Raw genomic sequence first — 23,019 nt, forward strand, 5'->3', positions numbered from 1 at the left:
TGACAGGACTGTTACGCTATCAAAAGTTATTCTTCTTGTAAAGCAAAAATTAACCCCCGGTTACTCATTGACAGAAGGGAGAGACTCTACTATATTTAGAGTGCAATAACTTAACTTCAAAGTTAAGTAAAACCCTAGGCATGAAATAATAATCCTGAGTTAAATTTTTAACCACTCAAGATGGGAGGCGAATTTATCTGCTATTCTATGTTTCAGTAGAAACAAGGCAGGTACCCACAAACTGAGAAGTTATTTTTATATCAAGCTTTGTTTCTACTTTTAAGTATGGCAGAGGAATTTCGGGAGAATACCATCCATTATGAAAGTTTTAACTATTCCAAAAAAATTAATAACCTCAGAGAATAAAGAAAACCTTCTGCTTGCAGAAGATAAAGCAGCTTCGACCCCCAATGAAACCTTCTATCTGATTCCAGATGGGTTAAATATGTTTAGGGGAGAAGGCCTGGTGATTCTGAATAAAAGGCGAAATGATGATTATTACGATGATGAAGAGGATTATGATGATGAAGACTACGATGATGAAGAGGATTATGATGAGTATGAAGAAGAAGACGAAGATGACATGTATAGAAGACGCCGTCGCTAAATGCGATAATCTGGAAGTCGAATTAAGGGCGAATCAAGGGCTGCTTTGCTACTACTAGACTTTGAATTTCAAGGGAATGAATCCTCAGAACCCGATATAAAATTCTGGGAATACCTTCATCACCTGTGAACATGGGAGGTTCAGGACTCTAGTCAACTACCTGTCACTACCCATAAAAACTGGTTATAGGTTTCCCTTGAGGTTTCAATGGATTTAGGAGAACGGTGATCATAATGACCCCATCCTTTCGGTATCTTTTAGGGGTAGTTTTATGGGGGTTTATAATTATATGTCCTGTATTTGGAGAGGTTTATAGATGGAAGGATGCAAATGGTAAATATGTTTATACAACTACCTTGCCTACAGGTCGGGTAGAAAATGTGGAAGTCAAAAGAGGAGATAACTGGCTTCCTTATCAAGCTGAGTTAGTTTCTTCAGAATATAGGCCTAATCGGACGGTTATTGGTTTTGAACGTCGTGGCTCGGCGATTCTCATTGAGGTTTTATTAAATAATCAATTGACCAAAAAGTTTATTGTAGATACGGGAGCGACCTACACGGTTATTTCTTCTGCCACGGCCAGAGAGTTAGGTATAACCCCTTCCCCTTCTACAGTAAAGACAACCTTACAGACGGCTAATGGCAAAGTGACCGTACCTCTTATTAAAGTTAACTCAATCAAGGTAGGAGAGTTAGAAGTTCGCAATGTCGAAACGGCTCTTCATGATGGGTTAGATCCTTCAAACGAGGTCGACGGGCTTTTAGGATTAAGTTTTTTGAATAAATTTCGGGTCACAGTGGATTCTTCCCAGGGGCATTTAATCCTGGAAAGGAATTCAGACCGTTCACCGGAAAGTATTACAGGGAGCGAGGAAGATTGTGTTACGGCCAGAGAAATGATTCAAAAGGGGCGAACCCTCAACAACGGTTCCGATGAAGAAGCTTCTTTTTATAAAAAAGCCCTTGAACTTTGCAAACAGGCGGTTGAAGCCCATTATTATCTCGGGGTTGTTTATTTCAAGCAAAAAAAATACCCCAGTGCCCTTATCGAGGCACAGGAGCTTTTGAAAACCAATTCCTATTTACCGGAAGCTCGCTATATGCTGGCCGTTATTTATACCGCTCAGGGAAATTACCAACAGGCTGAAATCGAATTAAGACGAGTCTTGGAATTAGATCCTAACCATGAAAATGCCAGGAATCTGCTGGGTCAAATCCTCGTGCATAAATAAAGTGTGAGAGCCCAGGGTACGGGAGAAAAGCACTCTGTTTCCTAATTTTTAATTTCCCTACACCCACATTCCCTGGCTCCCCCCCTTCCCCTTCCTGTCTGACCCATCGAGATCGTAGCGTCTAAAGCACGCTATCCTCACATATCCATTTTTATTCCCTCAGCAGGTTTTCCGCGATAATCACCCGTTGAATCTGATTGGTACCTTCATAGATCTGGGTAATTTTAGCATCTCGCATTAATCGTTCCACCGGGTACTCTCGACTATACCCATAACCCCCAAAAATCTGAACCGCATCGATAGTTACTTCCATAGCTATATCTGAGGCAAAGCACTTAGCCATCGAAGCCTCCACGGTAGCTCGACCCTGACGGGCATCAATGGCCTGGGCTGAATTGTAAACCATCAGCCGGGCTGCATGGATCTTCATGGCCATATCTGCCAACATAAATTGAATTCCCTGGAACTGTCCAATAGGCTGTCCAAATTGTTTTCGTTCCTTACTGTACTTTAAAGCCAAATCAAAGGCAGCCTGGGCAATTCCAACCGCCTGGGCTCCTACACTGGGCCGGGTCATATCCAGGGTTTTCATGGCCACCTTAAACCCTTCTCCTTCCGAGCCTAGCATTTCATCCTTATGGACCCGACAGTTTTCAAAATGGAGAGCTACTGTAGAAGAACCCCGAATTCCCAGTTTTAACTCTTTCTTCCCCACCCGAAATCCCGGGGTTTTACTGTCCACAATAAAAGCACTAATTCCTTTGGCTCCCTTGGTTTTATCGGTCTTAGCAAAGACAATGACGTAATCGGCTATATCCCCATTGGTGATCCACTGTTTCTGGCCGTTCAGCACATAGTAATCTCCCTCCCGGTCTGCCGTAGTTTGCATGCTGGCCACATCAGAACCCGAATTAGGTTCGCTTAAGGCAAATGCGAAAATCTTCTCACCGGTAGCCGATTTCGGCAGGTATTTCCGTTTTTGCTCTTCATTTCCGTCTAAAATGATGGGATAGGTTCCCAGAGATTGATCAGCTATAAACGTGCCCGTAGCCGCACACGCCCTGGAGATCTCTTCAACCACAATGGCAAAAGCCAGCCGGGACATACCGGTTCCGCCATACTCCGGCGGGATATACATACCAAACAACCCGTGCTCTGCCATCACACGGATATTTTCCGGCGGTATTTGCTCTTTCTCATCGGCTTCCCGAGCTCTCGGTGCAATTTCACTTTGGGCCAGCTTCCGAACCATTTCTTGAATCATTCTTTCATCCTCACTGAGGGGATAATACATCATACCATCCATTGTCCGTTGTTAATCATAGGGCTTCGCGCCTATAACTAACAATGGGCCTTTAATAATTTTTGTCGGATTTGTTCGAATTCCTCTAATACCTGCGGGTTTGCTAAGGCAGTCAGGTTAGAAACCGTTTTACCTGCCAGTATGGCTTTCACACTAAGTTCTACAGTTTTACCACTTCGTGTGATGGGAACTTCTGAAATTTGAAAAATATACCGGGGAACATGCCGGGGGGAACATTTTTCTCGGATGGTTCGACGGATCTCCTGCTCTATGGAAGCATTTAAGGTTTGTCCACCGGATAAAACTACACAAAGAACCATGACTTCATCGGACTGATCGGGAGGTTTCCATCCAACCACTACAGATCCCTTGATAAAATCCAGAGGATCTAAAGCTGAATAAATCTCAGCACTCCCGATTCGAACCCCCCCCGGATTTAAGGTGGCATCACTACGGCCGTATACGATAACCCCGCCACCCGGCATAAATTGCACATAATCTCCGTGACGCCAGAGTCCAGGATAGAAATCAAAATAGGCTTTATAATAACGCTGCCCATCGGGATCATTGAGAAAACCCAGAGGCATCGAGGGAAGAGGTTTACGACAAACCAGTTCCCCGGGCTCTCCCACCACAACTTCCCCCTTTTCATTCAATGCCACAACATCCACACCCAATCCTTTGCACTGGATTTCGCCTGCAATAACCGGTAGGTTGGGATTCCCCAGAATGAAACAGGAGATTATATCCGTACCTCCGCAGATTCCTGCCAGATGAACTTCCTTTTTTACAACCTGATAAACCCACCGAAATCCATTGGGGGAAAGGGGAGATCCTGTATAAAGAACAGTACGCAGAGAAGGCATTTCTCCCAAGCTTCTGGGTTCTATAGGAGGTTGACTTTTCATGCAACTCTCTATATAACGACCGCTCGTGCCCAGATGGGTGACACCCAGTTGGTCTGCTACACGCCACAGGGTAGCCGGTTCGGGATAAGCTGGATTACCATCGTAGAGACACAGTCTGGCACCCAGGGATAACGCACTTAACTGCCAGTTCCACATCATCCATCCACAGGTCGTAAAGTAAAGTAAGGAATCCCCCGGACCTATATTGCTATGGAGCTCTAACTCCTTTCTATGTTGAAGTAAAGTCCCACCGGTTCCATGAACTATGCATTTGGGAGCTCCTGTGGTTCCAGAAGAAAACAGGATATAGAGCGGATGATCAAAAGGGACCTGGGTAAAAGTTAATTCAGGGGCATCGGTTGGCCCCAGAAACTCCTCCCAGGTCATGTCGCCCGATACGGGGGCTTCTCCCACCGGATAGGGAATCGATACGATGGTCTGAACCGAAGGGAGTCGGTGAGGCAGTTCCCTGACGATCTTATCCGTGTAATAGGTCTTACCGCCATACCGATAGTGGGTAGACGCAAAAATAAGCTTCGGTTCGACTTGTTGGAAACGATCACAGAGAGCTTCCAACCCAAAGTCTGGAGAAGCACTACTCCAACTGGCACCGATACTTGCACAGGCCAGACAGGCAATGATTGCTTCCGGCACATTGGCCACATAACCGGCAACCCTATCCCCCGGCTTAATTCCGGCTTTCCGAAGTCCCCGGGCACATCGAGCCACCAGGGTCCTCAATTCGGAATAGCTGTATTCACCAGAATAAGAACCCTTGACCCTTGAGGCGTCTGGAGGTTTCTCAATATAATAAACAATGGCAGGACCCTGAAAGTCCCTGGCCAAGATATTCTCGGCAAAGTTTAATTCCATCCCGGAAAACCAACGGGCACCCAGCATTTGGTGGGTATTCAAGACCTGATCGTGGGGTTTGCTATATCGAACGTCTGTAAATTCCAGGTAAGATTCCCAAAATGCTTCAATATTTTCTATACTCCATTGATGAAGAGAGCCATAATCCGGAAAAGTTCTCCCGATTTTACGACCCAGCCATTCTGTAAAGGCCGTCATTCTCGTTGTTTTTATAAATTCCTCGGAAGGTTTCCAGAGAATTTCTTCCATAACTTAACTCCTTAGGTTGTTTTTTCTCTTTTCCTTATTCCAGAAGCAAACCACTAAAGCCAGGCAACCCTTTCAGAATCTGGCTTTTTACCTTCTTCTGTCGGCGAGCTATCTCTATACCCCTCTATGGCGAACGCAGATAGAAATTTGGGATTATTTTTTCAATTATGCCGGAACAAGGATTCAGAGAACGAGCGTACCGCGGGCCTCTGCTTTGTCCAACCAACTGCGGAGGATTAAATGCCCCATGGAGTTATCAATATAATAAAATAAAATCCGGGTAATTAGCAAGCAGATTAACGGTTTAAATCCTCTCTACCGGTAGTCCTACTTAGGGGGGGATCGGTGAGGACTTATTTCTGAGTTGCTCCCTACACTACAAAGGAACGGGGTGGATATGTCTAATCCAAATCTTTCCCCTTACAGGCTACTTCCTGTCTTTAAGAAGGTGATATATGGGTTACAGAGCCGGTTTCGCAGGAGTACCGGATCATGGATAGAAAAAGTCAAGGGTTCGTAGGCAGAATTAAAAATTTCCATTTAATGATAGCTTCTTACTCCCCCACAACCCCAACGGATTTATTCCTGTACCTGCATCCTGAAAGCGAGCACTGGCGTGAAGTTTTATTTTCTCTCCTCTACCTTTTTCTCTAAAAAATCTACCACCTTTTCTTCCAACCTGACATGATTAAAGGCATTAATCTCCGGAATTCCGGCTGGACTGGTCACATTGATTTCGGTCACCTTATTTCCAATAACATCAATCCCTACAAAGTATAATCCATCTTGCCGAAACCTTTCAGATAATACCGAACAAATCTGCCGATCTGTATCCGTTAGATCTGCTTTAACGGCTTTTCCTCCTACGTGCATGTTGGCCCGGAAGTCTTCTTCAGGTGGGAGTCGAAGAAACGCTCCAATTGGCTCTCCATCCAGTATTAAAATTCGTTTATCCCCTTGTCGGGATTCCGGCAGGTACCTCTGGGCTACGATGTACTCTCGCCCGTTTTGGGTCGAGACTTCCAGGATGGCATTGAGATTCTTGTCTCCTTCACGAAGATACAAAACCCCATGCCCTCCCCGCTCATTGAGAGGTTTAATGACCATCTCTCCCCCGACCTCTTTGAGGAAAGCTTTAAGCCGTAAGGGATTTTTAGAAACACAAGTCTCCGGCGTAATATCCGGAAAATTGAGTGCATAAAGCTTCTCGTTGGCCCCTCGAATTCCCTGAGGATCGTTGATCAAAAAGGTTTTACCGCCCGTTAAACTCAAAATATAAGTGGCATAGATATAATCCATATTAAAGGGGGGTTCCTTCCGATTAAAAACCACATCTAACCAACTGAGCGGTCTTTTCTCTTTGGCTCCCTCAGGGATAACTTCAAATAGAGGGCTTACTTTGACTTGCTGTAATTCGGCCATGGCCACGCCTCGATAAACCAGTAAATCCTCCAAGTGAATATAAAAAATTCGATGACCTCGCCGCTGACACTCCATAAGAATGGAGAAACTGGTATCTTCCTCCGGCGTTAAAGCTTCCACAGGATCCATGATAAAACCAATTTTGAAACCTCGGTTCATACCTCCTACTCTCCGGATCCGGTTCTTCGATCTGTTACCCCCCCCCGTTTTAATTACTTAGTTGCCAGGAAGTTGGGATCCAGGGCTTCCATACTCTCAAAGGTCTTAGCCACTGAAAGCAGCTCTATGGGAATTTCTATACCCAGTTTTTTGGCTTTCGCCAGGTTCAGGAGGATATCTCCTGTTTTAGGATCTAAAATGGGGAGTGTGTTGGGTTTCTCGCCCCCCAATATACGAAGCGCATATTTACCGGCTTCGAGTCCCTGGACGCGCCCAGAGACGGTCACCGCGGCCAGCATGCCATATTGAGGACCCCAGTCGAAAACGTTCAGATCTGGAAGTTGATTATGCTCAATAAACCATTTAACAACTTGTTTAACGGGCACCACCTTACCATTTTCATCCTTGAAGGTATGTAAGTTATAGATTAAAAGACCACTTACAGCCTGAGGCTGACCCGGTTGATAGGATTGGACAAGGGTTTGGAACTCTTGAAAGCTTCCAATTTCATGGTAAGCCACAATGTCTATCCCGGTAGATTCCTTAATTTTAGGGGCCAGGCCTTTTAACCTTTCCACGGCAGCCCCCGAGGTCTCTTTGGTATCATCGGTAATAACGGCAAGGGTTTTTGCCGTAGGAACCAGGTCTTTTAAAAGCTTAATCACCTGATCAAAGGGATGCCTTTCCAAAATAACAGCCACATTTTCTCCATATTGGTATTTCTTAGGATCTTCATTGATGCCACAAACGACAACCGGGATGTCTTTAATTTGCTGGATCACATATTCCGAGGCATTATCATCCAGAGCGATAATGAGGTCCGGTTGATAGGCTTTTATGGCGTCTAGTGCTTTTTTACCGGCCTCTTGTTTAAATTCTGGAGAAGGATTCCGCTTCGTATCCATAAAGTGAACTTTGATTTCGATGTCCTTCTGATCTTTGAAAGCCGTCTGAACCCCTTCCTGTTCCGACATATTCCAGGCATACGTGGCATCATAGCTATCTAAAAGAAAGATTTTCTTTGTGGCGGCTTCCACAACATTTAATACAAGGGAAATGCCTAAAATTATCCCTATCAGGAAAATTTTTAAGGTTCTCATAACATTTTCCTTGTGATTTTAGGGCCAAATAGTAATAACACCATATCTCACTTCGATACCCTTCAATCAGATCAAGGCAGTGGATAAGTTCAGGTTAAAAACCGGATAACCCGGCCATAGTTTGAACAGAAACTTTAAGGAAAAGCCAGGTGAGAATCCAGGATTGGTAACCTGTTCAGGTAATGAAAATCCCGATCATAAAGCTTATTCTCTCCCAGTCAGGGCTTATTCAACGCCTTTATTTCCGGAACCATTATGATCTGAGACTTTTGCCTTGTCAAGATACTTTTAAACCAACTTTTGCAAAGTTCAATTAAATAAATTGAGAGGACTTAAGGAAAGAGTTTCAACCTGCCGACGAGAGGGAAAAGGTCAGGCGCTATGAGATAAAGAGACTCTCACAGGCCGGTATTTGCTTGACAGATTCCTATAAATCTAGAATACTACCCTTTGTAGGAACCCGCAGCCTGTGGCTTCTACGATTTGTGGAGATGTAAAACATTCTCAGCCAGACGAAAGAGTGTCCAACAAATTGTAATCCAAAGCGGTCTTCCGCTAAGGATGCTTCCATACGACTGTGGAGCTTTTTTCCAGCATATTTTTTCCTTGAAGTTGTTAGAAGAGTTATAGTACGAAACACCGTTTTATAAAATGAAGTGATGATTCGTACCATACTCACTAACTATAAAAAATTATGAAAGTCAAGATGATGGGATATCTTTTTTTTATTTTTTTAGAGGCAGTCGGATTTTCCATTCTACCGACCGGGGTTTTGGCCGGAGATCTCAAACTGATGACCGGTCCTCAAGGGGGATCCTGGTATCCTCTGGGCGGAGCCATAGCAGAACTGTTACAGAAGGCCCTACCCGGAGTTAATGTATCGGTTCTTCCGGGGGGTGGTATCACCAATATCAAGGCCGTTGAAGAGGGAAAGGTTCAAATAGCCCTGAGTAACTTCGTCTCAGCCGTGGATGCCATAGAAGGGAGAGAGCCTTTTAACAAAAAGGCCGGAAAAGTCCGGAATCTGTTGTTCCTCTATCCCCAATATTTTCAGGTAACGGTTCTGGAGGATGCCGGTATTCAGACTCCGGCAGATTTAAAGGGAAAAGCCATCGCTCCTGGGATTAAAGGTCATACCGGTGAACAGTTTGCGCGACATCTGCTTCAAGTTTACGGACTCTCCTATGGAGATATGTCCAAAGTCCAGTATGTTTCCTACGCCGATGCTGTGAATCTCATGAAAGACGGACATCTTCATGCCTTTTTGGCCCTCACAACCGTGCCTGCCTCCTCCATTATAGACCTTTCTACCGATCGTAAAATCCGCCTGTTGAGCTTGACAGAAGATAAACTCAATGCCTTGCAAGCGATTAACTCAGGCTACGTCAAGCGGATTATCCCAAAGGGAACTTATCCTGGGATAGATTATGATGTTACAACGTTTGGAACTTTTACCCATCTTATTGTAACCTCCGACCTTCCTGAGGATCTTGTTTATCAGATGACGAAGGTTTTGGTGGAAAATGTGACCACCCTGAGCGAAGTGGTTAAGGATATTCAGGGGATCACGCCTAAAGAGATGGCTATAGATTCGGGTGTGGTTCCTTATCATCCTGGAGCTTTAAGATATTTTAAAGAGATAGGAGTGAAATGATGAAAAAAATCGTCTTTTATTTGCCTAAGGTTGTAACGCTTCTGGCCCTTGCCATGTCAGGTTATCATATCTACGCAGCCGCCCGAGGAACCCCTGAACCTCTTATTCATAGAGGAATTCACCTGGCTTTTACCCTGACCCTGATCTTTCTGTTCTATCCTTTCAAAAAAGCCCGGCCATTGAGGGAGGTCATCGATGAAGCAGCACCCGTCCCGGTTGAGGAAATCAGGCCCGGGCTTATAGATCTCCTGGCTTTAGTTTTGAGTCTGTTCAGTATAGGTTACCTGTTTGTAAATTATTCCTATGTAACGGAACGTTATGCCTATGTAGACCCCCTGCGAGCTCTGGATTATGTTTTTGGAATTACCCTCCTGGTCCTGGTTCTGGAGGGTGCTCGGCGAACGGTAGGTCCCGCGTTACCTTTAACGGCCCTTACTTTCCTGGTTTATGCTGTCATTGGCAATCACCTTCCCGGTTTACTCAGACACTCCGGTTTTTCCCTCGAAATGATTATAGATCAGCTTTATTTAACCACCGAGGGGATTTTTGGTATCCCTCTGGCCGTTTCAGCCTCTTATGTGATCCTCTTTGTGATCTTTGGAGCTTTTTTAGAAAAATCCGGGACCGGGCAACTCTTTATGGATGTTGCCTCAGCTCTGACGGGAAGCAGCCGGGGAGGCCCTGGCAAGATCTCGTGCATTTCCAGCGGATTATTTGGAACCATCTCCGGGAGCGCCGTGGCCAATGTGATGGTGGATGGGTGGTTTACCATTCCTCTCATGAAGCGAACCGGATTTAAGCCTCACTTTGCCGCTGCCATCGAAGCAACAGCTTCCACCGGAGGTCAGATTATGCCGCCCGTTATGGGGGCTGCTGCTTTTGTTATGGCCGAGTTTACCGGGATTCCTTACATTATCATTGCCAAACATGCCCTCATTCCAGCCCTTCTATACTACCTGGCCCTTTTTTGGACTATCCACTATGAGGCGGTCAAAACCAATCTTCGAGGTCTCTCTAAGGAGGAACTCCCCAACCTCAAAAAAGTATTGCGCGCCCGAGGCCACCTCTTCCTGCCGATTATTCTCCTTATTTATCTCATGATATCTGGATATACAGCCCCTTATGCAGCTTTATGGGCTACGGTAGCCGTGGTCCTTGTAAGCTGGATCCGAAAGGAAACCCGTTTTGGCCTGCGGGATATTGGATTGGCTTTGAAGGAAGGAGCTAAAAATACTTTAAGTGTGGCAATTGCCTGCGCCTGCGCCGGAATTGTTATCGGAGTCATTTCCTTAACGGGCTTGGGATTACGGTTTACCAGTCTGGTAATCACTTTAGCCAGTGATTCTTTAATTCCTGCCCTGGTTCTGACGATGTTGGCGGGAATTATCCTCGGAATGGGTATGCCGACCACCCCGGCCTATATTGTTCAGGCCGCCCTCTTGATTCCTGCTCTGATCAAACTGGGTGTTCTGCCCATTGCAGCCCACTTATTTGTTTTTTATTTTGCCATCCTTTCCGCGATTACGCCCCCTGTGGCTATGGCGGTTTATGCTGCTGCAGGGATCAGTGGAAGCAATTTGTGGAAGACCGGAATTGCTGCGATGAAAGCCGGTGCCACCGGGTTTATTGTTCCCTACATGTTCGTTTTCGGTCCTACCTTGCTGATGATTGGAAGTTGGAAGGAAATCTTGACGGCCTTGATGACTGCTATGCTGGGAGTTTTCTGCCTGGCAACCGGATTACAGGGGTGGTTTCTCAAAAAAACGACATTTTGGGAAAGAAGCTTTTTAATCGCTGCCGCCCTCTTACTCATTAAACCCGGTATCAAGACAGATCTGACAGGACTCATTTTACTAGGCGTAGTTTATGGACTTCAACGCCTAAGACCCGAGGGGGCAGAAACCCGGAGGCCCAAAGACACAGGAAACCCTTAACCTGTAAAGGTCTGCCGGGGAGACCCGATTAACTTCTTTATCTTCCTGGGCCGGGTCTTTCGTTCTTTTTATCCCAAAAATGGTCCCAACGGGAATCGAACCCGTGTTTTCGGCGTGAGAGGCCGATGTCCTAGGCCGCTAGACGATGGGACCCTGCTCGTGGGGTTACCTTTTAGCTTTCTTAATATAAGAAAAATTTGTTGAGGTTGTCAATTGGAAAGTGGGTCTAAAGGGAGAAAACTTTTTTCTTGACAGGGCGGGCGAATCTGTTATATAGAACAAACGTTTATAGAAGGTATCTCTTTGGTAAAAGGAAATAATGTTAATCAAGTACCAATACCCCGTAGGGTGAAGTTGAGGAAGCTGGGAATCCGGGGTATGGAGGGGTATGAGGTCCAAAAGATAAACAGGGAGTAAGAAGATGGAATTTCATGAATTTCTACTTTCAAGACGAAAAAAGTTGGGCCTTAGTAAAAAGGATTTAGCAATTAGGGCCGGAATTTCAGATGCCTACATTAAACACATTGAGGATGGAATGCGGATTCCCAAAGACATTCTAATCCTTTATAGCCTGGCCGATGCTCTCCAGGTGGATCGGGAGTGGTTTCGGGATTATGCGTACTTTCATCGGGACCCTAAATCGGCGACGAAGTACATGGATGAAGCAGCCATTCTGGAAGGTGAACAGAAGGAAGGGCGCCATTATAATGCAGACTCTGACCCTACCACCAGACTTCCCCCTATAGATCGAGAAATTATCGAAGCCATTCAAAAGCTGAATGAGGGACAAAAAAACCGATTACTGGAGTATTTACGAACCCATCGTTCATTTGACGGCCTCATTTTTGAGGGAATGCGTTTTGATCGGCGAGATTTGCTTTATAAAATTGTTCAGAGGCTCATACGGATCGATAAGAATATTCAGACCAAAATGCTCCACTATATTGCCGCTATGACCTATATCGAAACCCACGAAAATCAAAGTCCTTTCAAAGGATTGTTTGGAGAGGTCCTGGAAATGGAATAAGTTTTCAACAAAAATTTATCATTTTTTTTCTTGACCAAATTCTTAACGTGTGTTAATTCCTTTTTCATTCCTAAAAGAAAGGAGGTGATATGGGAATTCTTTGAGTTCCAGGAAGAGCTTCTTTAAATTCTAGAATTCAAAAGAGCAAAGATTATGAGTCCGATCATGAGTATCTATACAGCGCTTATTAGGTATCAATCGGTTTGTATCTTTCAGTTAGTTCCTATTTGCTACTTCACATGGATCTTTAGTCGGCTGATCTACTACAAGTTGAAATACCATAAAAAGATCTCTTTAAAGGATGCCCTTACCTTCTTTACCCTGGTTGCGCTGGCTCTGGATTATGGACACTACCTCTATTTCTTTGTAACCAAGACAGGCCAATTTCTGTCCTTTCCTGGATTTCTCATTAAGTATAGCTTAGGAACCATTCTGTGGATCTGGATGTTTGTTTATCACTATGAGGTCTGTGTCCGAAAGAATTTACTGCGAAAGTACTCTTCGCGAGATAGGAAAAAAGCAATCTTTGCTTATGTTTTATGCATGATTCTTATCCTCTTTCTCATCGGCGTATTGTAGTCTGAAAATCCAATGTCGGCAGGCAGTAGAGATAAGAATCTTACTTCATACGGAGCTTATTTCTAACTCCGAGGATCGAATCGATTAGCTTGAGTTTTTTACCCCAACCCTTAGTTTTACTAAGGGTCCTTTTTTTACCCTTGTAATTAACTTTTGTTAGTTAATTGGCGGGGTTTGAAAGAAAAAAGTCTTCCTAACATATGTTAGGAAAGGAACCCTGATAAGGAGGAAAACAAAAAATGAGAACTACATACTTACTCTTGCTGATATGTCTCATCTTGATTTTATCCGGTTGCACCCCTTATGTCCCTTGGTAAAGAGCTTTCTAATAAAAAGAATACCCATTCTAGAATGGAAGATCGAAGGAAAATTTTTAAGATTCTACCCTTCGATCTCCCTTCTGGATACACGGTAACATAAGCAAGGAGCCTTTCAAATCCTTACCTCAAGTATTGAACCAACTCTACAATTTTACAAGCCGCAACGATAGCAACCATGAGATAAAAAATCGTTTTGTCCATGCGAATAAGGTTTCACAGGTTCTTCAACATAACCGATCGTTAGAAGAACCCTTAAATGTTCTATAGACCTGGTAAAAAGAGCCTACCCACAACTTCCAATTCATTAGACCCAAAGAGGAAAGAAGGGGTTTAATCTCAGGCAGGAAAATTTTAAAAGTCAGAAAACCTGCAGAGGGCGGAGAACCAATCAACCAATCTCTGTATGAGAGGGTTTGTAGCGTTGGGAATTGTGAAAGGTTACTTAAAAACAGCACCTTCCTCACAATTCTCAACGGATAAGGATACCTTACCAGACTATTTTTTCAGGACTCCCCTTATACTTAGATCGAATATAGGCAATAACTTTCCAGACCTCATCACTTTTTAGCGAATCCCAGAATCCGGACATTTTCGTACCTTTCCGACCTACCACAATCGTTCTGTAAACAACCTTATCTGTTCCACCGAATATCCAGTAGTCATCGGTCAGATCCGGACACGTACCGCCCTCGGCGTTTCCTCCATGACAGTGAGCACAAAGGCGCAGGAAAATTTCTTGCCCCTCGGCAATAGCTTGGGGGTTTCCCGTATAGGGATTTTTGGTATCCTGGGACGTAGCTGTAGCTTCCTTAGAAGGTTCTTTTAAGTGAGATAAAAACGTCACAAGCTGGTTCAATTGGTCCTCAGTGAAGAGTTCTTTAAAATTTTTTGGCATGATATCCGGCTTATATCCCTCGGTAACGACTGCATTGGGATCTAAGATAGATTGTCGTATAAATTCCGCATCCCGTCTGGCCCCCACACTGGAAAGATCAGGACCGACATCACCGCCAGTTCCATTAATTCTATGGCAGGTTTGGCAGGTATCCATGAATAACTGTTTACCGGGATCCTCATCGGCAGCCGGGGATCTTTCTGCAGCCAGAATCAGGACCGTGAGAAGACCTGCATAGATGAGTTTTTTTCCCATAAAACGTAAAACGTAAAACGTAAAACGTAGGATTGAAAATGGTCCCTTCCCTACGTTTACGTTTTACCCCTTAGTACGTAGATAGTAAGCAATTGGAAACGATAGGAAGATGGATTTTACCCCTTACCTTTTCCCAAAGGCCGACTACTCCTCAAAGAGGCCGAACACGAAGAGGGCGCCTCCCTTCGTAGCTGTTTTTAACCAGGGTGCACCCCCCTGCCCCAGGGTAGCCCAGCCCATCCAACCCCCGAGACCTGAAGGGACTGCGATATACTGTTTCCCGTCCACGGAGAAGGTCGTGGGATTACCGACAATTCCGGAACCTGTTTGGAATTTCCACAAGAGCTCTCCCGTCTCATCATTAAATGCCATAAATTCACCCTCTGGATTTCCGGCGAAGACCAGACCGCCATCCGTTGAAAGAACCCCACTGGTCATGGGAGATTTATTATTCCAGGACCATTTGGTTTTCCCGGTGGCCGCTTCAATGGCTACCAGAGAGCCATACCCGGGATGATATTCCAGCACCTTTGCCGCCAAATACAATTCCCCTCTTTTCCATTCCTGTCTCATGGCTTGAAGATCCATGGTGAGCTGAAAAGTAGGTACGTAAGCCACCCCTTTCTTTGGATTATAGGCCATGGGGTGCCATTCTTTACCCCCTTCCAGAGAGGGAGAGATGTTCCTGGTGACTTTATCAAAATGAACATCCTTTTCGGGCCAGTTCATAATGGGACGACCACTGGGATCTAAACCCTTCGCCCAGTTTATTTCGGAAAGAGGTACGCCATAGATGAACTTCCCATTGGTTCGGTCGATAGAATAGAAGTAACCATTTCGATCTGCATGCAACCAAACTTTTTTCCCTCCTACATCGGCCAGAATGACTTCATTAACCCCATCGAAATCATAGGGATCGTTGGGGGTATACTGAAAATAAAATTTTATTTTTCCGGTATCCGGATCCAAAGCCAAAGTCGAATTGGTGTAGAGGTTGTCCCCTTCACGAATATGTCGATCCATATCGGGTCCCGGATTCCCCACAGGCCAGTAGAGAATATTCAAATCGGGATCATAGGATCCTGTAATCCAGGCAGAGCCACCTCCGTATTTCCAGGATTCTCCCTTCCAGGTATCGTTGCCCGGCTCGCCGGGTCCTGGAATAGTATAAGTCTTCCATACTAACTCCCCGGTGTCGGCATCAACGGCAGCAATCCACCCTCGAATTCCATATTCCGCCCCAGAGGTTCCCACGATAATTTTTCCCCTTAAAGCCATGGGCATTAAGGTAAAGCTTTCTCCATAGGTATAATCTCCCAGGACTTTGTCCCATACCACCTTGCCCGTCTTGGCATCCAGAGCCACCAGATGCTCGTCCAGGGTGGCAAAATAGACTTTATCCCGGTAAGGAGCTACCCCCCGGTTGACCACATCACAGCAAAGGTGCTTGCCCAGATCTTCGGGTAAAGGGTGATCGTATCGCCAAATCATATTTCCGGTCCTGGCATCCAGGGCAAACACATGGTTCCAGGAAGAAGTAATGTAGAGAACTCCATTATTAACAATGGCTTCACTGTCCTGCCCATCCAGGTAACCGAATTGAAAAACCCATTTGGGAACCAGTTTTTTAACATTGTTGATATTGATTTGATTAAGTGGACTATGCCGGGTACTGGCATAATCACGACCATACAAAAGCCAATTGTTAGGATCTTTGTCTGCATTGAGCAACATGCGATCATTAACCACATTCTGACCATAGCCTGGAACAGCGACACAGAAAATCAGGAGACCGATAACTCCCAAACTACCTGCCAAGAGGCCTAAGACACTCTTTTTCAATCCTATCATACCTGAGATCCTTTCCTTGATTTACTGTAGATGGCAAGACGCTATACCGATTTGCAATTGAACGACCATCAGGCCGTTGAGGTGAGGCAATCTCTCTATCGGGGGATTGCTTTATCCTCTTTGCTTCACGCCGGGTTTCGGCTTACCTGGCTCCTCGCAAGGACCAATGGCCTTATAAAACGCAAACCGGCATAAAGAGATCGCAGGACCATCCACACTATAAAGTTGGTATCTGAAACACGATCTGGAAGGCCGGCCATCTAGAGAGATAAAAATCTCCCTTAACCTTCTTTCTGAAAGGAGGGATATCAAGGCTTCCTTCTTATTCAGGGATCTAATTCCCAGGCTACAACCCTGAACCTTCTCCCTCAGAAGGAAAACCGACAGAACAGATTTTCTGATTCCCTTCTTTTTAAAGAAAAGAGGGTTGGGGGATTTTGCTTTAACCTTCTTAATCGTGTATAGAACGGGAATCCAGACAGTTTTTATCGTCCACTTAGATCGTATATAAAATCGAAGATAGATTGTCAAGCTAATTAACGAGGTAGTTTAAGAAAGGAAGACCTGGCGTGGGAGAGCGTTTTATCCTGACCATCTTTTCTACCCCTCTGAGCGATAGCAAAGATTCTACTTTTACGAAGGCACAATCTTTTGCTAGCGCTCAGGGTTATCAGGATAATAAATACTAAGAAGTTATGAGATCTCTTCTATCGGTAATACCTATCCATTCATAGCTAAAAGCAGATTTATCTCCTCTCTTCAAGGATTTTCTTTAAGTTTTGTAAACCCGTAGTATAGACATTCTTTACGAACTTTAAGGACTCCTTGGCACTCATTCCAGGAGGCGGGTTAAAGACCCCTCTCCATTCCACGATGGAACCTCCTCCTCTACCGGGTCTGACGTGGAGAGTGGCCGTGTAATTGGCTACCGGCACATCCCTGTAGTCGGCCTTCTCTATACTGTAGGTATAGCTCATATTGTTTTCGTCGTAACTTATCTGCTTTTCTATGATTTGACCTCCGCTCTGCAAGGTCAGAATCCGAATAGATTTGTTAGCCTCGTCCAATCGGCTATTTTTAAAAGCCGGATGCCACCCAGGCAAGCCGTTAAAATCCTTGATTTTGTCCCATACTACAGCCGGTGGGGCATTAACTTCTACCGTTTCCACCACTTCAAGCTGTTTTAACCCCCGCTTTCGCTCTTTCTTTTCTCGTGCAAAGCCCAGGGTTGGAAAAGCAATCAAAATGGCCAATACCAGATATAAAATTTTTTTCATCGATATCCTCCTTTTAAATGATAAAGTGAATAATTCCGATCCTTAGGTAGGTAGACACCCTGTATCCTGAATGAAGAAAAACAGCTAAAACAAGTTTTTTATCCTCTCTCACCTCCTTTCCTCAACGATTTTTTTAATGGTAGGGGATGAAAACTGAAATGTCGGAAGAAAAAACCTTATCTTCATCAAATCAACCCTCTACCATGGAGATACCTTCTACTGTAAAGGTAGATGTAAATACCTTTAAAAAGTTTCTAACTTCTTCAAATCCTGAAAGGTTCAATTCCTCCTGACCATCCAGAGGAAAAGCATGTGGGTTGAGATTAATTTTCTCTATTTTTTAGCTATTTTTTATCCAAATTTCAATTTCTAAAACCCTCTCTACAAGTATAAAACATGAGAAAATTTGTCAAGGTAATTGTAAGTTTTTCCTTCAGGTAGGGAAATTATTTAAAAATATCTATTGGTATTTTCCGCGGTGAAGCCCTAAATATAAGTAGACTCAAAAATATGCTCAAAAGGAGGTTTCGAGTTCATGAAAGAAGTGGTTATTTACACCAAATCCTACTGCCCCTACTGCACGAAAGCAAAGGCTTTGCTTACAAGTAAAGGTATTCCTTTCAAGGAAATCGATGTTGAATACGATGACCAGGCTCGAGAGGAAATGATTCGCATATCCAGGCGCCAAACGGTCCCTCAGATCTTCGTTGGAACGTATCATGTGGGGGGCTATGATGACCTGTACAGGCTGAATGAGCGAGGTGAATTAGATAAGCTCTTATTCTCTTAGAGAAAACGTAAAGCGTAAAGGGTGAAAAGCCATTGGCTTCACGTTTTATGTTTTACGTTTTGGGTTTTAGACTATGGAAATCACAACCGAGCGTGTAACCATGCAGGTGGACGGGTCTCCCATGGGTGGATTTCTCGCCCGTCCAACCACCGGGGGACCTTACCCGGGTATTCTGGTATTTATGGAAATTTTCGGAGTTAATTCCCACATCCGAGATGTAACCCAACGGGTCGCCCGAGAAGGATATGTAGCCCTGGCTATCGATTATTACCATCGTACCGCTCCGGGTATGGAGTTGGGTTACACCCAGGAAGATATTGAAAAAGGGTTTGCCCAGGCTAAGCAGACAACGACCGAGGGATTACTCGCAGATATTAAAGCAGGTATTGATTACTTGAAATCTCGAAAAGACGTTCGAGGAGATCGTATCGGTTGTATAGGATTCTGTTTTGGGGGATATGTAGCCTATCTGGCTGCTACACTGCCAGATATTAAGGCAACGGCTTCTTTTTATGGAGGCGGTATTGCTGCCCCGCCAACCCCCGGTGGGAGACCCCCCATTGTAGACCGAACGAAAGATATTAAGGGGTTTATTCTCTGTTTGTTTGGAACTCAAGATACCAGCATCCCCCTGGATCAAGTCGATAAGATTGAAAATGAACTCAAGAAGCACAACATCCGCCATAAGGTTCTGCGTTATGATGCCGGGCATGGCTTTTTCTGTGATCAGCGAGCCAGCTATCATGCACCCTCTGCACAGGCTGCCTGGGAAGAAGTAAAAGCCATGTTCGATAGGGAATTACGCAAATCTTAATATTAATTTAACCGTACTTACGGGCGAATCTCGGATTCGCCCTATCTGCTTATCATCCCACCCATTCGGGATTTGTAGCTCCCAGGATGGTTATTGTTTACTCAACCCAAGTAGTGGCTTAAACGTCCTTGTTTGAGGACCCCGAATCATGCCGGTAACAACAGGGGTCGCGTAAAGGGGTAGTTATGAATTTCAAAGGAACAATCTGTGGATTAAGCCTTGTGCTCGGAATTATAGCGGTGGGTTACGCCCAATCTCCCCATGCGGAAGAAGAAGAAGCGGTTATCCAGGTTGTTAAGTCTTACTATGAAAACTGGAAATTTAACCTTTGGAATGCTATGGTTGAGGTATTTGCCGATACTTCCGGCTCAAATAAGACGGACACCCTGGCTGCATATAGTAAAGAAAAAATCCAACTGGATAGTTATAAACTCACCAGGATCAAATGGTATAACAATCCGCTTAGAGCAGGAGTTTCGGTTAAGTTAAAATTAAGGCAAAATTCCCTGGAAAAGGAAGTCTCTGACTCCATCACCTTGATTAAAGTAGGCAGAGAATGGAAGTTTCAAGAGCAACCGACTTATAACCCCGGAACGAATCTGACACGCAAAAAACCTCGATGAAGGATAAACAACAGATCGTAGAAGCAGGCGCACCGGGTTATTTTTATTCTATATGAACAACGGGATTGATATTTTTCTTTCTCCGCAAAGATATATTCAAAGAAAAAACCTTTTGGAAGAAGCCGGATCCTACCTTTCTCCCTTAGGAAAACGTCCATTCGTTGTAGGAGATGATATCGTTTTTTCAAAAATCCGTACCCCTCTAACCCGTAGTTGTCGAGAAGCAGGGCTGGATCCCCACTTTGAACGGTTTGGGGGAGAGTGTGACCAGGCAGAAGTTGATCGCCTCACTATCCTCCTCTCCAAGGGACAATGGGATATCCTGGTGGGAACCGGGGGCGGTAAAAGCCTGGATACGTGTCGTTTGGTTCGGGCCAGCATCCAGCTCCCTTTCGTGACTATTCCCACCAGCTCCGCCACCTGCTCTGCAGCATCTGCTTCGGCAGTTCTCTATGAAAACCACATTCGCAAGCGTGTTCATAATGGAAATGGTGCCGACCTCACGCTGGTGGATCCCGAGATCATTGCAAAGGCTCCGCCTCGACTTTTCGCAGCCGGACTTGCAGATGCCCTTGCAAAATGGTACGAAGGACGGGTCGTTTTTGGAAAAATACAAAAGGATATCCCTTCCCGGATATCCCTGGAACTTTCCGAAAGGGCCAGGAATCTTATCCTGGATAAAGGGGTAGAATCCTTTCAGGATGTTAAAAAAGGCCTCTGTACTCCGGTTGTGGAGGAGATGATCGAAGTTACGATTCTTTTAACCGGTATCATTAGCGGTTTAGGGTCTAAAATGCGGGTGGCGGGAGCCCACGCTTTATACTATGGATTGGGGGTTTTAGAGGAAACCCGACAGGCCTTTCATGGAGAAATCGTAGGTTTGGGTATTCTGGTTCAACTCCTCCTGGAGAAACGGGAGCAGGAGGTAAAACCCCTGATGGAATTCTTCTCTCGCCTGGAGCTGCCTCTAACCCTCGGTCAAATCGGCTTAGGAAACGTCAGTCTGGAGCGTCTGAAATTGGGGTTGGAGGCTACCTGTAAAGAAGGAAGCAGTATCCACAACTTACCCTTCCCGGTTCATGTGAAGGACCTTCAAGAAGCTCTGTTAACCCTGGATACCTGGGGAAAAGCTTTACTTGACTCTCCTTCCCCATAGCACCAGGGTAAGGCTTAACCGGGAATGCGACCGTCTGCCTTACGCCCCCCCTTCCCCCTCCTCTCAAGGGTATTTTTTGGACCTAATCCCTCCGACTTCCCTTCCCTCACAGGGAAGGGGAGAGTGGGGACCTATTCCCGTATCGGAAAAGGTGAGGCACGGAAGCAATTTACTCTTCTAGGTTTCCCTGGAGGGCTCTGTTCCCTGGTCTGAATGCAGGACCTGCTCACGTATTCGACGTTTCATGGTTTCACGGGCCTCCTCGGAAAGAGAAGGAAGAGGAAAAACTGGATCTTCTATTCTCTGGGAAAGGCTCCTTAAGGTTTCTCTTATAAATAAGAGTTGCCGCGCATAGCGCTTACAGAAAATGCAGAGGCGAAAATGTGCATGGAGGGAGAGGCGTTGATAGAAAGGTAACTTCTTATCTAAAGACTCGGATATCAATCGGGTGACTTCTTTACACGTCATCAGCTTTAATCCTTTCTGGTCTTGGCAAACCAGTGTATTTCTAAACAATGTCTGAGATGGGTACGGGCACGATATAACAGGACATACAAATTACCCGAGGAAACCTCTAAAATCTTACAAATCTCCTCAGCCGGTAGCCCATCTATTTCGCGAAGCGAAAAGGCCGTTGCCGTATGGGAAGGAAGTTCGGCTAAACACTGCTCTAAAATTCTTTGAAATTCTCTTTGTTTAAGAATTGCACCGGGATCAGCCGTCCAGCCGTGGGAGATATCTCTCATATGCCCTGTCTTATGGAAGAATTCCTCTATGGAATTTAAAGAGGAATCGATCTCATCCACAGGACATTCCCGCCAACTTCGACGAAGATAGTCGATAATCTTGTGCTTCAAAATCCCTACAAGCCACGTCCTCTCAGAAGATTGACCCGTAAAGCTGTGACGGGCATGAAGTGCCGCTAGGAAAGTATCCTGAACCAGATCCTGGGCGAGTTCAGCGTTTTGGAGTCGAAGTAAAGCATACCTGAACAAATAATCCCCATGTTGATCGACCCAAACTTCCGGCTGAGTCGTTTGATGTTGGTCTATAGGCTGTTCACAATCCATTTATTATTTTTTCTACCTGAAGTTAAAGGCCCCGGGAATACCTCGTTTCAGAATGATCATACTGTATCGTTTTTAAATAAAATCGTCAAGTTTTTTATGAAGCGTAGAGCTTATTCATTTTTAAAGATACGGACAAAAATAATCTTTACAAACGGTCAAGAAAAACCCACCGTGAGGTCTCCGGCTACTTTGCGGGTCAAACAAAAATTCCTGTAAGAACCCTGCAGAAGGAACGACGAACAATCGAGTCTATAATGGGCTATAATCCCTGCTTAGGTACGATGGGTACAAAATAACCGGCCTGCCGGCAGGCCGGTGTACCCCCTGAAGATATCCCAGCATTTATCGAATTTATCTTAACATCCAGGTATTCGCCCCGCAGTAGCCATGAATTCCCGTTAGTTGACTTTACCGGTAAAAAATGCCAAATTAGCTTTGAAGGTTGATACGATGAGAATAAAGGACCTGCTACCCTGGGTCCTTACTTCGTCAAGAAGAGGTACTTTCATGATTCAGACCAAGCGTATTTATGAACCCCCAGAACCCAGGGATGGTAAGCGTTTCCTGGTAGAGCGGTTATGGCCCAGAGGTATAAAAAAAGAAACTCTGCAGATGGACGGTTGGTTGAAAGAAGTGGCTCCAAGTGATGACCTACGGCGTTGGTATGGGCATGACCCGGGAAAATGGGAAGAATTTAAACACCGCTACTTTGCCGAATTAGACAGCAAACCTGAGGCCTGGCAACCTATCCTGGCAGCAGCCCGTGAAGGGAATGTAACCCTTCTGTATAGTGCACGCGATACAGAACATAACAGCGCCGTAGCCTTAGAAGCCTATTTAAAAAGTAAAGAGTAGCCAGGTTAAAAGAGATGACCGATTTTAAGATAATAATGATATCTCCTTAATTAAGCCAGAGGAGAT

At 44.9% G+C, this 23,019-nt stretch carries 21 protein-coding genes and 1 tRNA gene; 12 read left to right on the forward strand and 10 right to left on the reverse strand.

Annotated elements, in window-relative coordinates:
• The first annotated feature begins 319 nt into the window (after positions 1–319).
• The gene (locus VNM22_20010) at positions 320–607 is read left to right on the forward strand and encodes a hypothetical protein (protein ID HWP49454.1); all 288 of its coding nucleotides are present in this window, start codon (positions 320–322) and stop codon (positions 605–607) included.
• 233 nt (positions 608–840) lie between these two features.
• Positions 841–1,839 carry a TIGR02281 family clan AA aspartic protease gene (locus VNM22_20015; GenBank protein HWP49455.1) on the forward strand — a complete coding sequence of 333 codons (999 nt, stop codon included), beginning with the start codon at positions 841–843 and terminating at the stop codon, positions 1,837–1,839.
• A gap of 151 nt (positions 1,840–1,990) precedes the next feature.
• On the opposite strand, the gene VNM22_20020 is transcribed toward VNM22_20015, so the two are convergent.
• From VNM22_20020 to VNM22_20035, 4 genes are all read right to left on the reverse strand, one after another.
• Positions 1,991–3,136 carry an acyl-CoA dehydrogenase gene (locus tag VNM22_20020; GenBank protein ID HWP49456.1) on the reverse strand — a complete coding sequence of 382 codons (1,146 nt, stop codon included), beginning with the start codon at positions 3,134–3,136 and terminating at the stop codon, positions 1,991–1,993.
• A 44-nt stretch (positions 3,137–3,180) separates the two neighbouring features.
• The gene (locus VNM22_20025; GenBank protein ID HWP49457.1) at positions 3,181–5,172 is read right to left on the reverse strand and encodes an acetoacetate--CoA ligase; all 1,992 of its coding nucleotides are present in this window, start codon (positions 5,170–5,172) and stop codon (positions 3,181–3,183) included.
• 624 nt (positions 5,173–5,796) lie between these two features.
• Complete coding sequence (gene gshB, locus VNM22_20030; GenBank protein ID HWP49458.1) at positions 5,797–6,753, reverse strand: glutathione synthase; 957 nt, start codon at positions 6,751–6,753, stop codon at positions 5,797–5,799.
• A 53-nt stretch (positions 6,754–6,806) separates the two neighbouring features.
• Positions 6,807–7,853, reverse strand: a complete 1,047-nt coding sequence (locus VNM22_20035; protein HWP49459.1) for an ABC transporter substrate binding protein — start codon at positions 7,851–7,853, stop codon at positions 6,807–6,809.
• 694 nt (positions 7,854–8,547) lie between these two features.
• Here VNM22_20035 and VNM22_20040 point away from each other — a divergent pair.
• Together VNM22_20040 and VNM22_20045 are read left to right on the forward strand one after the other, a co-directional pair.
• The gene (locus VNM22_20040) at positions 8,548–9,507 is read left to right on the forward strand and encodes a TAXI family TRAP transporter solute-binding subunit (protein ID HWP49460.1); all 960 of its coding nucleotides are present in this window, start codon (positions 8,548–8,550) and stop codon (positions 9,505–9,507) included.
• Positions 9,504–11,441, forward strand: coding sequence for a TRAP transporter permease (locus tag VNM22_20045; GenBank protein ID HWP49461.1), 1,938 nt, complete (start codon positions 9,504–9,506; stop codon positions 11,439–11,441). Before VNM22_20040 ends, VNM22_20045 begins: the two co-directional genes overlap by 4 nt.
• 80 nt (positions 11,442–11,521) lie before the next feature.
• On the opposite strand, the gene VNM22_20050 is transcribed toward VNM22_20045, so the two are convergent.
• Positions 11,522–11,594, reverse strand: a tRNA-Glu gene (locus VNM22_20050).
• Between the two features lie 268 nt (positions 11,595–11,862).
• On the opposite strand from VNM22_20050, the gene VNM22_20055 reads away from it, so the two are divergent.
• Both VNM22_20055 and VNM22_20060 read left to right on the forward strand, forming a co-directional pair.
• Positions 11,863–12,468: a helix-turn-helix domain-containing protein gene (locus VNM22_20055; GenBank protein HWP49462.1), complete on the forward strand. Its 606-nt coding sequence runs from the start codon at positions 11,863–11,865 to the stop codon at positions 12,466–12,468.
• A gap of 153 nt (positions 12,469–12,621) precedes the next feature.
• Positions 12,622–13,047, forward strand: coding sequence for a hypothetical protein (locus VNM22_20060; protein ID HWP49463.1), 426 nt, complete (start codon positions 12,622–12,624; stop codon positions 13,045–13,047).
• A gap of 807 nt (positions 13,048–13,854) precedes the next feature.
• Here the strand turns inward: VNM22_20060 and VNM22_20065 are convergent.
• Both VNM22_20065 and VNM22_20070 read right to left on the reverse strand, forming a co-directional pair.
• Entirely contained in the window at positions 13,855–14,517 is a 663-nt protein-coding gene (locus VNM22_20065) for a c-type cytochrome (protein HWP49464.1), read from the reverse strand.
• Positions 14,518–14,661: 144 nt separating this feature from the next.
• Positions 14,662–16,368, reverse strand: a complete 1,707-nt coding sequence (locus VNM22_20070; GenBank protein ID HWP49465.1) for a methanol/ethanol family PQQ-dependent dehydrogenase — start codon at positions 16,366–16,368, stop codon at positions 14,662–14,664.
• A 30-nt stretch (positions 16,369–16,398) separates the two neighbouring features.
• On the opposite strand from VNM22_20070, the gene VNM22_20075 reads away from it, so the two are divergent.
• Positions 16,399–16,563 carry a hypothetical protein gene (locus VNM22_20075; protein HWP49466.1) on the forward strand — a complete coding sequence of 55 codons (165 nt, stop codon included), beginning with the start codon at positions 16,399–16,401 and terminating at the stop codon, positions 16,561–16,563.
• Positions 16,564–17,114: 551 nt separating this feature from the next.
• Here the strand turns inward: VNM22_20075 and VNM22_20080 are convergent.
• Entirely contained in the window at positions 17,115–17,645 is a 531-nt protein-coding gene (locus tag VNM22_20080; protein HWP49467.1) for an SRPBCC family protein, read from the reverse strand.
• 535 nt (positions 17,646–18,180) lie between these two features.
• On the opposite strand from VNM22_20080, the gene grxC reads away from it, so the two are divergent.
• The 4 genes from grxC (at position 18,181) to VNM22_20100 (ending at position 21,028) form a co-directional block, all read left to right on the forward strand.
• Positions 18,181–18,435: a glutaredoxin 3 gene (gene grxC, locus VNM22_20085; GenBank protein HWP49468.1), complete on the forward strand. Its 255-nt coding sequence runs from the start codon at positions 18,181–18,183 to the stop codon at positions 18,433–18,435.
• A 73-nt stretch (positions 18,436–18,508) separates the two neighbouring features.
• Entirely contained in the window at positions 18,509–19,249 is a 741-nt protein-coding gene (locus tag VNM22_20090) for a dienelactone hydrolase family protein (GenBank protein ID HWP49469.1), read from the forward strand.
• 185 nt (positions 19,250–19,434) lie between these two features.
• Positions 19,435–19,872, forward strand: coding sequence for a hypothetical protein (locus VNM22_20095; GenBank protein ID HWP49470.1), 438 nt, complete (start codon positions 19,435–19,437; stop codon positions 19,870–19,872).
• 52 nt (positions 19,873–19,924) lie between these two features.
• Positions 19,925–21,028, forward strand: a complete 1,104-nt coding sequence (locus tag VNM22_20100) for an iron-containing alcohol dehydrogenase family protein (GenBank protein HWP49471.1) — start codon at positions 19,925–19,927, stop codon at positions 21,026–21,028.
• Between the two features lie 177 nt (positions 21,029–21,205).
• On the opposite strand, the gene VNM22_20105 is transcribed toward VNM22_20100, so the two are convergent.
• The gene (locus tag VNM22_20105; GenBank protein HWP49472.1) at positions 21,206–21,496 is read right to left on the reverse strand and encodes a hypothetical protein; all 291 of its coding nucleotides are present in this window, start codon (positions 21,494–21,496) and stop codon (positions 21,206–21,208) included.
• A 5-nt stretch (positions 21,497–21,501) separates the two neighbouring features.
• A complete protein-coding gene (locus tag VNM22_20110) occupies positions 21,502–22,098 on the reverse strand; it encodes a sigma-70 family RNA polymerase sigma factor (protein HWP49473.1) in 597 nt (198 codons plus the stop codon).
• A gap of 507 nt (positions 22,099–22,605) precedes the next feature.
• Between VNM22_20110 and VNM22_20115 the strand changes: the two genes are divergently transcribed.
• Positions 22,606–22,953: a DUF488 domain-containing protein gene (locus tag VNM22_20115; GenBank protein ID HWP49474.1), complete on the forward strand. Its 348-nt coding sequence runs from the start codon at positions 22,606–22,608 to the stop codon at positions 22,951–22,953.
• Positions 22,954–23,019: the final 66 nt, after the last annotated feature.

The sequence above is a fragment of the Candidatus Limnocylindrales bacterium genome (assembly GCA_035559535.1).
In the GTDB taxonomy this organism is placed as follows: domain Bacteria; phylum Moduliflexota; class Moduliflexia; order Moduliflexales; family JAUQPW01; genus JAUQPW01.

What these genes read in the sequence shown, in the direction of transcription:
- VNM22_20010 (HWP49454.1), top strand. Translation starts at nt 320, where the DNA reads ATGAAAGTTTTAACTATTCCAAAAAAATTAATAACCTCAGAGAATAAA.
- VNM22_20015 (HWP49455.1), top strand. Translation starts at nt 841, where the DNA reads ATGACCCCATCCTTTCGGTATCTTTTAGGGGTAGTTTTATGGGGGTTT.
- VNM22_20020 (HWP49456.1), bottom strand. Translation starts at nt 3,136, where the DNA reads ATGATGTATTATCCCCTCAGTGAGGATGAAAGAATGATTCAAGAAATG.
- VNM22_20025 (HWP49457.1), bottom strand. Translation starts at nt 5,172, where the DNA reads ATGGAAGAAATTCTCTGGAAACCTTCCGAGGAATTTATAAAAACAACG.
- gshB (HWP49458.1), bottom strand. Translation starts at nt 6,753, where the DNA reads ATGAACCGAGGTTTCAAAATTGGTTTTATCATGGATCCTGTGGAAGCT.
- VNM22_20035 (HWP49459.1), bottom strand. Translation starts at nt 7,853, where the DNA reads ATGAGAACCTTAAAAATTTTCCTGATAGGGATAATTTTAGGCATTTCC.
- VNM22_20040 (HWP49460.1), top strand. Translation starts at nt 8,548, where the DNA reads ATGAAAGTCAAGATGATGGGATATCTTTTTTTTATTTTTTTAGAGGCA.
- VNM22_20045 (HWP49461.1), top strand. Translation starts at nt 9,504, where the DNA reads ATGATGAAAAAAATCGTCTTTTATTTGCCTAAGGTTGTAACGCTTCTG.
- VNM22_20055 (HWP49462.1), top strand. Translation starts at nt 11,863, where the DNA reads ATGGAATTTCATGAATTTCTACTTTCAAGACGAAAAAAGTTGGGCCTT.
- VNM22_20060 (HWP49463.1), top strand. Translation starts at nt 12,622, where the DNA reads ATGAGTCCGATCATGAGTATCTATACAGCGCTTATTAGGTATCAATCG.
- VNM22_20065 (HWP49464.1), bottom strand. Translation starts at nt 14,517, where the DNA reads ATGGGAAAAAAACTCATCTATGCAGGTCTTCTCACGGTCCTGATTCTG.
- VNM22_20070 (HWP49465.1), bottom strand. Translation starts at nt 16,368, where the DNA reads ATGATAGGATTGAAAAAGAGTGTCTTAGGCCTCTTGGCAGGTAGTTTG.
- VNM22_20075 (HWP49466.1), top strand. Translation starts at nt 16,399, where the DNA reads ATGGCAAGACGCTATACCGATTTGCAATTGAACGACCATCAGGCCGTT.
- VNM22_20080 (HWP49467.1), bottom strand. Translation starts at nt 17,645, where the DNA reads ATGAAAAAAATTTTATATCTGGTATTGGCCATTTTGATTGCTTTTCCA.
- grxC (HWP49468.1), top strand. Translation starts at nt 18,181, where the DNA reads ATGAAAGAAGTGGTTATTTACACCAAATCCTACTGCCCCTACTGCACG.
- VNM22_20090 (HWP49469.1), top strand. Translation starts at nt 18,509, where the DNA reads ATGGAAATCACAACCGAGCGTGTAACCATGCAGGTGGACGGGTCTCCC.
- VNM22_20095 (HWP49470.1), top strand. Translation starts at nt 19,435, where the DNA reads ATGAATTTCAAAGGAACAATCTGTGGATTAAGCCTTGTGCTCGGAATT.
- VNM22_20100 (HWP49471.1), top strand. Translation starts at nt 19,925, where the DNA reads ATGAACAACGGGATTGATATTTTTCTTTCTCCGCAAAGATATATTCAA.
- VNM22_20105 (HWP49472.1), bottom strand. Translation starts at nt 21,496, where the DNA reads ATGACGTGTAAAGAAGTCACCCGATTGATATCCGAGTCTTTAGATAAG.
- VNM22_20110 (HWP49473.1), bottom strand. Translation starts at nt 22,098, where the DNA reads ATGGATTGTGAACAGCCTATAGACCAACATCAAACGACTCAGCCGGAA.
- VNM22_20115 (HWP49474.1), top strand. Translation starts at nt 22,606, where the DNA reads ATGATTCAGACCAAGCGTATTTATGAACCCCCAGAACCCAGGGATGGT.